Source organism: uncultured Salinicola sp. (assembly GCF_937921195.1).
Lineage (GTDB): Bacteria > Pseudomonadota > Gammaproteobacteria > Pseudomonadales > Halomonadaceae > Salinicola.
This window is the reverse complement of sequence record NZ_CALFQK010000121.1, coordinates 1-11,380: the sequence shown is the minus strand read 5'-3', so window position 1 is coordinate 11,380 and position 11,380 is coordinate 1. Positions and strand designations below refer to the sequence as shown.

Genomic DNA, 11,380 nt, shown 5'->3' with positions numbered 1-11,380 from the left:
TGCTCAGTTACGGTATGGCTACACTTCAATCGGAAATAGCGATAAGAAGCCATGATGGATTGTGTCATTTACATGCGGTGGTCGAGCGCTGAACAATCACGCGGATCGACACTCGAACGGCAAAGAGACGATTGTCGTCGCCACGCTTCGGAAAACGAATGGTCGGTAGTCGATGAACTCGTTGACGATGGTATCAGCGCTTTCAAGGGGCAGCATGCATCAACCGGTGCTTTAGGGAGATTCGTCGCCGAGGTGGACGCCGGACGGTATCCGGACGGGGTCGTCCTGCTATGCGAGAAATTGGACCGGCTTTCGAGGCAGGAGCCGGGGAAGGTGTTCCTTTGGATGATGAACCTCACCGAGGCCGGTGTTACTGTTGCCACTGTCGATGGGAGCCGTCGCTATTCGAAGGGCAATTTCGACATGGCTTCAATCATCGAGGTGGTGGTGAAGGCCCAGCTCAGTCATGAAGAATCCGAGAAGAAGAGCCAGAGGTTGGGTGCGGCTTGGGCGGCGAAGCGGCGCCGTCTGAACAGCGGCGAGAAGTTCGTGATGACCCGCCGTGCGCCTGCTTGGCTTGATGTGGTGGGTTCGCCGCCGGTCTTTATACCCAACTCGGAACGAGCCGAGATCGTTCGTCGTATTTTTGAGGAGACCGTTGCCGGCTTCGGGAAAGCCCATATTGCGCGAAACTTGAATCTGGACGGCGTGCCGCCGTTCGGGAGGGCCGAAGCCTGGCACGCCAGCTATGTTCAGAAGATACTTCGGAATCCGGCCGTCATCGGTGAATTGCACCTGGCCCAGAAGGCGCGTGGAGGCGAAAGGATGATGACCGGGGAGGTGATCCTCGATTACTATCCAATAGTGATCGATGCAGACCTCCATCGCCGCGCAATGCTCGCGATGAAAGAAAGGTCTCGCGTTTCGACCGGCCGCGGTCGACGATTGGTCAATCTGTTTTCGGGTCTCGCACGCTGTGACGCCTGCTCGTCGAAGATGATCTTCAGGAGCAAAGGCAGGAAGCAACGCGCTGACGGCTCATGGGTGAACGAAGACTATCTGGTTTGCGACGGCTACCAACGGGGCCGCGGATGCCAAAACCGCACCCACTACAACTACACGATCTGGGAGAATGGCATCCTCGACCCCATCATCTTCGAGGCTCTTCACGAAGACCATGCGGCATCGCAGTCCGAGCTGCGTGGAAACGAGATCGAGATCGCGCAATTGGAACGGATATGGGAGGTGGCCAAGGCAAAGGCCGATTCCGCTCTACGCATCGCCATAGAGACCGGGAGGCCCGAAGCACAGGTTGCCTGGACCGCGTTGACAGATGAGGTCGATATTGCCTCGACAAAGCTGGAGGAAGCTCGAGAAAGGCTTCTCGCCTTGAAACACGCGCCCAGCAAGGAGGAGCAATGGGAACGCATCAACGGTCTCCGTGCATCCCTGCACGCCGACGACGGGGATGTGAGATTCGAGGCTCGGTCCAAGGTCAGATCGGCGATCTTCGCATTGGTGACAGACTTGCGGTTCCACGGTCCAGACACGGTAGGGGTGACGATGATTGTGGGAAACGAATGGTCGGTGACCATAGATTACAATGACATGCTCGGCGGCACTGAGTGGATCAGAGGACCCATCGATCCAATGTCGTGATCCGCGCGACGTCGGATGAGGATGGGTAGCGATCGGCACGAGATCGTCAGCGATCGCTACTCAACAAGTTAACTCAGCAGATTGCCTTGCGAGTCGAACGGTATGGGGGTCGCTTCGAGAGCAAGTTCCTGACCGACAGCCTCCTTTTTGTGTACCGTCTCGATGCGCACGCCGCTCGGAAGCCGAGGCTTGCATTCTATCACATCCGCGACTTCGCGACCTTTGGCGGTCTTCGGCACGGTCTTGTTCCCAAGGTCGAGCCTGATCCGCCGCTCTTGGAAACGGATGCCATCGCCGAGAATGTATGTCCCTGTGAGCACTCCGTTCTTCCAGTAGACGATGATATGATTTCCATCCTCCATGCGGATGCTCTGCGATCTGCCCAGATCCCGATGGATCGAACGTAGCGTTTCTTCGATGGGGAGGTTGCGTTGGACATCCGGCCGGGACGTTCGTAGGCAGAGCCCGCATCCGTATAGGAACCGGTGATGACGAGGCCGTGCTTGTCTAGTCTGACGAAATAGGCGAGCCACGACGTACCGGGGGCGGCCCGGCCATGATGAACTATGCTCAGGTGTCGCGCAGTTCATGGGTACGATCGGCCCGGTGACGCACCGTGATGCCCGTCAGGTGCTCTTCGCCGTCGAGTGGTCCGACCTCGGTCTGCTAGTGGATTGTGATCCACGGATCCGCTTCCAGGCGCTTTGAAAGGTAGCTGGACATCGATGCTGCCAGCATCGTTTCCCTTACATGTGGATGCACACGTCCGGTGGATCGGCTGAGATCATCGCGGGCTGGCCTGCGGAAGTTTCGGCACCGATTATGACTGCATGGTCTCACGGCAGGATCGAGCTTCGATCTCGGTCGCAGCGTAGTACATGCCCCTCGGCGCGGCCGGGGGCGGTCGCTCAGGGTCGTAAGTCCGAGAAACGGCGGAGGAATTCGGCCTTTGCCTGTTGAGGGAGGAGACCACGTACCGTTATATCGGCTGGTGCGATCCCGGCCTCGACCGCCCAGTCCGCACATTCGGGAGCCATGACCTGCATCTGTTCGGCTGCCAGGACCCGCAGATCCGCTTCCTTGATGACCGGTTTGGCCGCCTTGCTCAATCCGAACCGCTCGTTGATCGCTTCTTCAATGTCGGCCTCGATTGCCTTGTAGTCGGGGAGCAGCTGTTTCAGGGGACGCGTGATGTCGCCTATGAAGGCTTCTGCGGCATCGTGCAGAAGTGCCTCGTACGCAAAGTCAGCGACAGTCTCGCTGACGAGGATGGAATGTTCCGCGACGGAATAGAATTTCCTGCATTGCCCAGCATAGCGGCAAACGTGGGCGAGTCCGTGGGCGACGTCGTCTATGTCGAAGTCGCTGCCAGAGGGATCGAGGAGATCGAAACGTTTGCCGCTCGCCAGCATGATCGTCGGCCCCTTCTGCGAGACGATGGCCAGGGTAGGTGAGAAAATGTTCACGCTGGTTCCTTTTGTCACGTGCGGTGCGTCGAGGCGTTGTCTAGGCAATTATAGGATGCATGAGGTCAAAACCAAAAACAGGAAGGAAGTGATTCCATGAAGCACCTGATTGTTCTGTCCGGACCGATCGGCGTAGGCAAATCCAGCTTCTTTGAAGCTTTGGAAACATTCGGTGCAGAACGCATCTCAACTCGCTCGTATATCCTGGATACGACCGGGTGCGAAAATGAGCGGCGGGCGCTTCAGGACGCAGGAGATCGGCTCGACCGCGAGACCGATGGCGGTTGGGTGGCCGACGCCGTGGAACCAGTGGTGGAAGCATCCAGCGCTCCGATCCTCGTTCTTGATTCCGCCCGCATCGCAAAGCAGGTCGCAGCATTGCGTTCAAGGTTCGGCGGGAAACTCGTCCACATCCATCTCTACGCGGACCACGAAGTGCTCGAGGAGCGATACATGACACGGGCCTCCGATGTCCGCGAGTTCGATACCTACGAGCAAGCCGCCGCCCATGGTACCGAGGCGCAGGTGTCGACGCTGGCCGATATCGCGGATCTCGTCCTGGATGGTTCCGCCGCGACCAGCGAGGAACTCGCTGCCACCGCGATGGCCTGGCTGGGTCAGCCGGCACCGCGCCTCGAGCGCACGCTCGACGTGATAGTTGGCGGACAGTACGGCAGCGAGGGAAAGGGCAATGTCTGCGCGCATCTGGCGGAGAACTACGATTGCCTTGTACGCATCGGCGGCCCGAACGCCGGCCATCGCGTGGCCGATCCCAAGTACAAGTATGTGCAGTTCCCGTCAGGATCGAAGTCGAACCCGAACGCGAAGATCGTCATCGCAGCCGGCTCGACGCTCTGGCTGCCGCAGCTCATGCTCGAGATGCTGGATCACGATGTGACGCCTGAACGACTGACGATCGATCCTCAGGCGATCGTGATCGACGATGAAGATCGTCGTATCGAGGCCGGGGATACCGAACGCGGCCTGAATCGGATCGCGACGACGGCACAGGGCGTCGGCGCTGCCGCCGCTCGGAAGATCCTCAATCGTGGTGATCCGGTCTTCGGCCCTCCCGTCAAGCTCGCGCGGGATGTCGAGCAGCTGCGGCCCTACGTCCGTTCCGCGCGTGAAGTCATCGAGGCCATGCTGGCGCAAGGCCGTCTGGTCATGCTCGAAGGCACTCAGGGTACCGAACTCAGCATTCATCACGGACGCTATCCCCATGTCACCTCGCGCGAGACGTCGAGCTCAGGCTGTCTGGCGGATGCCGGTGTCTCTTTCGACGTGGTGCGTGATGTCATAATGGTCGTGCGGACCTATCCGATCCGCGTAGGTGGACCGTCCGGCGCGATGGGTCAGGTGATTGATTTCGAAACGATCCAGGAGCGGTCGAACATTCCCATCGAGGAATTCGACAAGACCGAACGCGGCACGGTGTCCGGGCGAAAGCGCCGCGTTGCCGAGTTCGACTGGGCGCGCATTCGGCGTTCGGCGCAACTCAACGGCGCCACCAAGATCGCCCTCACCTTCGCGGACTACTTCGGCGTCGAGAACCGGGAGGCGACCGACTACGCGTCGTTGAACGAGCAGACCCAGGCGTTCATCCGGAAGCTTGAGATGGTAACCGGCGTCCCGGTCGCCTACGTCTCGAAGGCGTTCGCAAAGGATGGCGTTCTGGAGAAAGGAACCTGGACGTGAAAGTCGATACCCTCGTCGAGAAATACCCACGCCTCTATCACATGGCGCATGAGGGCGCGTGGCCGGCGATAGTAGAGCACGGGCTGCTGAGCGTGGAGGCGCTGCTCGATCTCTACGGCATCGAAGGCGAGGAACGGGAGGCGCATTTCGCCCGGCACCGGCCGGAGATTGTCCCGCTCTCCGCGGATGGGCTGCCCGGTGCGGTGCTGCGTGACCAGAAGCCGATGCGAGACAGCGCGTTGGAGAAGTGCCTGGAGGATGGGCTTCAGCCTTCCGACTGGTATCGGACACTCAATTCGAAATCCTTCTTCTGGCTGTCACGGAAACGGGTCTGGAATCTCCTGGACGCACGAGCGTACCGCGGACGGAAGCAGACGGTGCTCACCCTTGATACCGCGAAGCTTGTCGATGCCTACCGGGATCGTATCCTGCTCAGCCCGATGAACAGCGGCTCCACGATCTATGCCCCCCTGCCCCGAGGCAAGAGCACGTTCCGGCGGATCGAGGATTTCCCTTTCGAGGAACGCCGGAAGGCGGGTCGCGGCCTGTATGGCAATGTGGTCGAACTCCTGGTCGAGAGTGGGGTGCCTGACGTGTCCGAGTACGTCCTCGCGGTCCACGAGGCCGAGAAGGACAGACTGCTCGGAGAAGTCTGGCGCAGCGTTGACGCCACGGACGAAGACCACCCTTAGGCGTGGGTCTTGGTGGCCGTGAAACGGGCTGGCCGTCCTTCCTTGCGCAGCACATCGGCTATGTGACTTGTAAGACCCACCTTGCCCTCGACCAGGACGCCAGCCCCGCGCGGCATCTCTGCGAGTAGGTCGCGGAGCGCAGGCAACCCGCACGAAACGTCGAACTCGAACCATTTTTCGGTCTCGCCGTCGACTATGACACTTCGGGTACTGACGCTCTGACCCCTGTGGAGCTGGACGCACCAGGCCGTCTTGCCGTCGTGGACCCATTCGAAGCGGACGGGGCCCAGTGAAGAGGAGAGACGCCGGTTCAGGTTCTCCACGTCCGCCCGGATTTCCTGAGGAAGATCGCCAGGCTGGACCCTGCCCGTCATGAATTCATCGCCCTCGCCTTGCACGCCTTCGATCAGGAAGCCGCCATCCGCCGTGGTGATTGCCGCACCTGAATAGCCGGCTGCCACGGCGTCCTGTGAGAGCACGGATGCGATCTGGTCCCCTTCCGGATCCTCCTTTTGCAGCAGTGTGAAAGGGTCGATCCAACCTTTTACCGTCGTATAGAGACCGGGCTGCTGCTCCGTCGGACAGGTCCGCGTCCACACTTCCTGCTCACCGGTCGATCTGCCGAACTCGAAGGGACGGATCCGTCTCGATATCACGAGTGTCCTCGGCACGCACGCTCCCGCGAGGTGCGCAATCATGAGGCCGAATGCCTTGTCGCCGATCATTCGGCTGAAGTTGTTCGGCCAGGTCACCTCGCCACCGGCAACCGAAGGAGCACCGAATTCGTGTTCCCAGAGCAAGGTGTGGGTCTGTTTCCAACCCATGGGCCGTGGGTGGATGCTGAATTCGGTCCGTTCTCCGATTGCCGCGTCGAGATCGGGGCGAAACCCGTACACCATTTCCAGAAGCGCCATGCCTTTCTCGAACGGCATCGAAGCCGTCCCGGGCTTCTCCACGCATCTGGGAGTGTCGTCGGGAGAGAATTCGAGCGTCTGACCCTGCAGTACCCCGGATACGCCGCCATCTGAGATGTCGACCGTCTCGTTCACGATCGTATGGAGGCCCTCCGCAGTGAGCCGCTCGACCGTCCTGCAGGCCTCCTTTGCACTCTTCAATCCATACACGAACTCCCGGCTGCGAGGATCGCTGGGGAGATAGCTGCGCACGTTGACCGAATGGTCTGCGCTCGCCGCGAGGAGTGTCTCGATAGCCTCGTGGGTATCGAGATAAAGCTGATTGGGTTCGTGACCGGCGATGCGCGAGTGGCTCTGCCTCGCCTTCCCGCTATCGGGACGGAAGGCGACGAACTGGGCGACGTTTCCCCGCATGGCGAGAGAGTCGAGAATCGCGTCCTTGTGATGCATGATGCGTTTCCTTTCGCTTGTGAGTTGACGGAGTTCAACCTCGTTCGGCCCACGATGCCCGATTGACCGCCTCGGCTTGGCATGGCGGTTTCTTGCTCGACGGATGCCTTTTCGGCCGTTGCGATGCGTGCCCACCGACCGTTGGCTTGGCTGGCATCGTCCGGGAGATGGCTAACACCCCGGGAACTACTTTAAAGTAGTTGCATTGATCTGCTCGACGGGATCGCTTTCTTGAAGGGACACGAGCCATGCAGCTTCCGCAATTCGACGAGGTGAGCCATCTTGCCGGTAGGGTTAAGGCCAGGGCGCCTCTTTTCGGCATCGGCACGAGGGAACTGGAGATGCTGTTGGCGCCGCTGCCGCCGAAGGAGACCTTCGAGGCGAAGCTGCGCCAATTGGATGCCGTACTCGGTCTGGCCGCGTGGTCGGAACAGAGAGATCCCGCAGCCTGGTTTCGCCGGTCCGATCCGTTTCTCGAAGGCTCGGTTCCGTGCGAATTGGCGATCTCGCTAGCCGGGCTGCGACTGATCCGTGTCTCGCTGGAACGCCGGTATCACGGCTCTGCGTCGTAAGTCTCGTCATTCCGTGCGCGCACAATGATGGTCCTTGCAGCGCAGACATCAGGCCTGGGAGCATGAAGCGGTCCACTCCCATCGGCCGCTGGCGGGCTGAGTGGCTCGAGGTCACATCGTCGGGGCGGTTCCTGCGTTACGAATGCGTTGACACCCCGCGGCAGTTGAAGCGCATCGTGGCGCAATTGGCATTAGGCGCCTGGAACGCGGAGATCGCGGTCGTTCACCGAGAACATCGTCTGATTACGACGCGCTCACGGATCGATTCATGGGACCCATCGATAATGGAGATGCCGGACCCCGCGCCTGATCCCTTGTTTTCTCGCGACGAGAGAAAGAACGCGGCCACCAATGACCTGCGTTCGGGTGTGAGGCTCTTGGCAAGGGCGGCAGTCGACGCAGGGCTGATGACGAAGCATCACGCAAGGCTTCTCATCTCTGCTGCAGAAGCGCTGCTTGAAACGGGCACTAGCCTCGAGAAATAGGTTCGGGCTGTCCGGTGCCGGCGCAGAGCAGTTGACAGCGAGTGCCCCGCTCAACGGTCGCTCCCACGCGTCACGAGACGGCGGACCGGACCGGGATCACCCTTCCCCTCTTGCGTGGCGTTGCGCGTGACCAGCATCTGGACGTTCGGCGGCCTGACGGATTCCATGAACGCATCGCGCTCGGCCGTCGCTTCCTTCGCCTCGCGCTTGAAGCGCGGGATCAGCTTTCGCAGGCGCCGGATGAGCGCGATGGCATAATCGAGTCTTGCGGTGAGATGTTCGACCCTGCGCTCCAGAGCTTCGATCCGCGCGTCGCGGGGATCGCCGGACGCGTCCCGCTCGCCATCCCCCCATTGGGGGTGGGGTCCGAACTTCTCGACCCAGCGGAGGCGCGCCGGCCGCAGGATTTCCTTCCTTCGGCTGACCACCGCTTCCGACACGCCGGCCAGCGAAGCGATCAGTGCAGGGGATGGCCACTCGTCCTTCGCGACTGCCTTGTCGCAGGCGTTCGATATCGCTCTGTCGCGTTCTCTGCGCTCGACACCGCGCCGCTTCCTCATATGCTTCGGTCCGCCCGAGCCATCCGATAGACGCTTGCTCATGCTTCGGCCCTTCTGAACTCGGCATCTGCGGCTATGGTCCGCATCTTCGCCACACGGTTACTGACCGCAGTCGATTTCTGGCGCTTGGTCCAACGAGCATAGTAGCCTGCGATCCTGAGATCGGAATGGTTGAGCATCGCCCGGATGTAACGCATGGGGACCCCGGCCTCTCGCATCTCGTTCGCACCGGCGTGACGCAGATCGTACCAACGTACCTCCCGCCACCCGACCAGCAGGTACCTCAGGAACAGGGCGATCTCGTCCATCCGGAGGGCTTTGCCGTTCCACTGGAAGATCAGCGCGGCATCGCCAGGCAATTTCCATCCTACCGCAGGCAGGGGTGTGACCATGGGCAGGTGCCCGTTTTCGTACTCATGGATGCCCGATATTCTTTCGGCCAGCGCGAGGGCGCCCTTGAAGGTATCGTTCGAGACCGGGAACCACACGGGCTCTTTCGGCAACGGCTTTCCCGGTCCGCATTTGGGGAACGCTTCGAAACCCGCCTGGGCCTGCCCCCTCACCCGTTTCACCGACCAGCCGTCCGCATCCTGTACGGTCTGCAGGACTTCATGAGGGCGCGCCAGCGTGTCCCTGGACAGGTCATAGGCGACGGATGCGAAGCGCATGGCCGTCCCGAATTCCTTGACCGGCACGATCACCCTGTTGCGTGCCAAGGCGTAACGGTAGACGCTCCAACCGCACCTATCGAAGGTCAGGAGACCCCCCGAGCACGCCGTATAGGCGGGTAGGCCCGTTCGGAGGAGAGCCCTGTGACGGATACGCCGTGATCTGACATCCAGTCCATTCGGAGCTGCGATCGTGGCCATTGCGAAGGGAAGAACGAAGAACGGCATTTCACTTCGTTCGCCTACCAACGGCACGCACCCATTGTATTCGAAGAATATCTCATCGGGCCTTTCCCCGCTTTCGGTGAGGGCTGCGAGGCTCGTCAGTCCCTGTTCGTCTCTTTCTACCACTGTCCCGTGGGTCGTCCGGATGGTCGGGATGATCGCGCTTGCCCGCCAGATGGTCCAATAGGTCCTCTGGCTACCGCTGAGTATCCTGCCCTTCTCATCGAGCACCGTCGTATCGATCGCGCAGCGCAGGCTTCCGCAGGCCGGCAGTTTCGTTGCGGCCGCATCGAGACCGGCTTCGATGCCTTTGAGCTGTTCCATCCTGAACGTTGTGCAGTCATCGATTTCCGGAAGCGCGTCGCTGACCTTGTCGCTATGGGCTTTCCGCCGCCCTTCCGCAGAACCCTTTCGGCCCTTGAACTCGGCGTGGAACAATTCGACGATCTCGTCGAGGTCGGCAGGTGTCGCGAGCGTGAGGTCTTCCATTCCTCCTGCCGCTTCTGGATCGGCATGCGCGATCCATCGCTTCATCTGTCTCATGCTGGACAGGACGAATGAAACGAGGCGGTACCGGACGTAATAGCGATAGCGCGACCTGCATTCGTCATCGGTGATTATGTGCTTCAGCGTGTCCCCGATCGCCTCCTGGTCGCGATGATCGGACTCGGGATGTCGTTTCGCGAACTCCTGGTCGAAGCGCAGGAATGCTCGTGCGATCTCGGACGTACGGCGAGGGGCTCGGCTTTTCGGTGCGAACAGGAACAGGAAAGAGGACGCGGCGGGAAAGATCCTTTCGACCTGGCCCAGACATCTCCGGGACGCCGGACAGGGGGCTTCGATACCGGGGTTCGTGAAGTGGGTTTCGGGGATCGCGCGGAGTCGCGGTTCACGTTCGCACAGACTGTCCACACTGGGGACCGCCCCTTGGAGAGCCAGTCTGCGGCCTGCTTCTCCACACAGGGCCTTGAGAGCTTGTGTGGTGGATTCTCTTACGCATTCCGGCAATGGGAGGAATGCGGCGATCTCGGTCTTGTGGAAGGAACCGATCTCTTCCAGCTTGATGGCGGCACCGAGCAGGACGTTGTGCGGATGGGGGTATCGGGCGACGACCCGCATCCAGCGGCGGACGGATTTGTAGAGGTCGAACTGCTTGTGCTTCGTGAGCAACGGAAGGTCCGCAGCCCAGTCTTCGTAGACCCGCTGGATGTCCTTCGAAGGATCGATGCGCATCCAGTATGTCGGCTTTCCGGCTTTGCTGCCTGAGCGTTTGCTCTCGAAGATGCCAGCGCGGCGCAGTTCGGTGGCTGTTCCTCGGTTGAGGGCATAGACGGACTGGAATGCTGCGAAGCTGACCCATATCGGCTTGCAGAAGGTGCGGACGTCGACATCCACCCCTAGACGAGCCGTCATCTCGCCCCGATCATCGGGATGGATGGCGAACGAAGCCACCTCGAACCGCGGCATCTTGGTGCGCCTGGTGCTGCGCTTGGCACGCTCCTTGGTCACGCGTCCGTCCTCCGCCTCGGAAGGTTCGCGATAAGCCGGTCAGCCTCTGGATCCTCCAGCTTGTTGTCTCGCGGGAGCACGAAGCCTTCCCTCTTCGCCCGCTGACGCTCCTTGCGGCGCTCCATCTGATCGAACTGTTTCTCGATCGCCCTGCGCTTCTCTATGAGGGGTGCGTATCGGCCGGACTGATCGGAATTGTGCCCGAAGGTCTTGCCCAGCTCCTCGCATTTGCCCGGGATGTCCTCTTCGTGCTCTGTGGTCGCGTAGATCTCTTCCATCTCGGCGGTGTAGGTGGCGTGCCGGTACCAGCCGGGAGTGGGCCTCCGGGTGCCCTGATCGGAATGGATGAGCACACCGCCCTTTTCCATGGCTGGTCTGAACCAATGCCCGTTGAAGGTGGAATAGTGAAAGGGGGTTCCGCGACTGCTTGGAAAGAGAGGGATGGAAGCGAGTTCGCTCCTTGCTGCAGCGTCATTCCGCTC

Annotated in this window: 11 protein-coding genes; 5 read left to right on the top strand and 6 right to left on the bottom strand. The window is 60.8% G+C overall.

The window, feature by feature from the left end; genetic code table 11:
* The first annotated feature begins 51 nt into the window (after window positions 1–51).
* On the top strand, window positions 52–1,659 hold the full coding sequence (locus tag Q0602_RS13430; RefSeq protein ID WP_298844151.1) for a recombinase family protein: 1,608 nt from the start codon (window positions 52–54) through the stop codon (window positions 1,657–1,659).
* 68 nt (window positions 1,660–1,727) lie between these two features.
* Here the strand turns inward: Q0602_RS13430 and Q0602_RS13425 are convergent, their stop codons facing one another.
* A complete protein-coding gene (locus tag Q0602_RS13425) occupies window positions 1,728–2,021 on the bottom strand; it encodes a hypothetical protein (RefSeq protein WP_160767415.1) in 294 nt (97 codons plus the stop codon).
* A 546-nt stretch (window positions 2,022–2,567) separates the two neighbouring features.
* Window positions 2,568–3,125, bottom strand: a complete 558-nt coding sequence (locus Q0602_RS13420) for a hypothetical protein (RefSeq protein ID WP_202392502.1) — start codon at window positions 3,123–3,125, stop codon at window positions 2,568–2,570.
* A gap of 96 nt (window positions 3,126–3,221) precedes the next feature.
* Here Q0602_RS13420 and Q0602_RS13415 point away from each other — a divergent pair, with 96 nt between their 5' ends.
* Window positions 3,222–4,823, top strand: a complete 1,602-nt coding sequence (locus tag Q0602_RS13415) for an adenylosuccinate synthetase (protein ID WP_160767414.1) — start codon at window positions 3,222–3,224, stop codon at window positions 4,821–4,823.
* Entirely contained in the window at window positions 4,820–5,515 is a 696-nt protein-coding gene (locus tag Q0602_RS13410; protein ID WP_160767413.1) for a hypothetical protein, read from the top strand. Before Q0602_RS13415 ends, Q0602_RS13410 begins: the two co-directional genes overlap by 4 nt.
* Here Q0602_RS13410 and Q0602_RS13405 read toward each other — a convergent pair.
* Entirely contained in the window at window positions 5,512–6,879 is a 1,368-nt protein-coding gene (locus Q0602_RS13405) for a hypothetical protein (protein ID WP_202392501.1), read from the bottom strand. The two genes, Q0602_RS13410 and Q0602_RS13405, sit on opposite strands and share 4 nt — an antisense overlap.
* Window positions 6,880–7,127: 248 nt before the next feature.
* Here Q0602_RS13405 and Q0602_RS13400 point away from each other — a divergent pair, with 248 nt between their 5' ends.
* On the top strand, window positions 7,128–7,451 hold the full coding sequence (locus tag Q0602_RS13400; protein ID WP_160767412.1) for an antitoxin Xre/MbcA/ParS toxin-binding domain-containing protein: 324 nt from the start codon (window positions 7,128–7,130) through the stop codon (window positions 7,449–7,451).
* 62 nt (window positions 7,452–7,513) lie between these two features.
* Window positions 7,514–7,936 carry a hypothetical protein gene (locus tag Q0602_RS13395; RefSeq protein ID WP_160767411.1) on the top strand — a complete coding sequence of 141 codons (423 nt, stop codon included), beginning with the start codon at window positions 7,514–7,516 and terminating at the stop codon, window positions 7,934–7,936.
* A gap of 50 nt (window positions 7,937–7,986) precedes the next feature.
* On the opposite strand, the gene Q0602_RS13390 is transcribed toward Q0602_RS13395, so the two are convergent.
* The 3 genes from Q0602_RS13390 to Q0602_RS13380 all read right to left on the bottom strand — a co-directional run.
* Window positions 7,987–8,538: a hypothetical protein gene (locus Q0602_RS13390; RefSeq protein ID WP_230833274.1), complete on the bottom strand. Its 552-nt coding sequence runs from the start codon at window positions 8,536–8,538 to the stop codon at window positions 7,987–7,989.
* Window positions 8,535–10,898, bottom strand: coding sequence for a hypothetical protein (locus Q0602_RS13385; protein WP_160767409.1), 2,364 nt, complete (start codon window positions 10,896–10,898; stop codon window positions 8,535–8,537). The genes Q0602_RS13390 and Q0602_RS13385 overlap by 4 nt, the downstream gene beginning before the upstream one ends.
* On the bottom strand, window positions 10,895–11,380 hold a 486-nt coding region (locus tag Q0602_RS13380; RefSeq protein ID WP_298844116.1), incomplete at its 5' end, for a hypothetical protein. The genes Q0602_RS13385 and Q0602_RS13380, both read right to left, overlap by 4 nt.

What these genes read in the sequence shown, in the direction of transcription:
- Q0602_RS13430 (WP_298844151.1), top strand. Translation starts at nt 52, where the DNA reads ATGATGGATTGTGTCATTTACATGCGGTGGTCGAGCGCTGAACAATCA.
- Q0602_RS13425 (WP_160767415.1), bottom strand. Translation starts at nt 2,021, where the DNA reads ATGGAGGATGGAAATCATATCATCGTCTACTGGAAGAACGGAGTGCTC.
- Q0602_RS13415 (WP_160767414.1), top strand. Translation starts at nt 3,222, where the DNA reads ATGAAGCACCTGATTGTTCTGTCCGGACCGATCGGCGTAGGCAAATCC.
- Q0602_RS13405 (WP_202392501.1), bottom strand. Translation starts at nt 6,879, where the DNA reads ATGCATCACAAGGACGCGATTCTCGACTCTCTCGCCATGCGGGGAAAC.
- Q0602_RS13400 (WP_160767412.1), top strand. Translation starts at nt 7,128, where the DNA reads ATGCAGCTTCCGCAATTCGACGAGGTGAGCCATCTTGCCGGTAGGGTT.
- Q0602_RS13395 (WP_160767411.1), top strand. Translation starts at nt 7,514, where the DNA reads ATGAAGCGGTCCACTCCCATCGGCCGCTGGCGGGCTGAGTGGCTCGAG.
- Q0602_RS13390 (WP_230833274.1), bottom strand. Translation starts at nt 8,538, where the DNA reads ATGAGCAAGCGTCTATCGGATGGCTCGGGCGGACCGAAGCATATGAGG.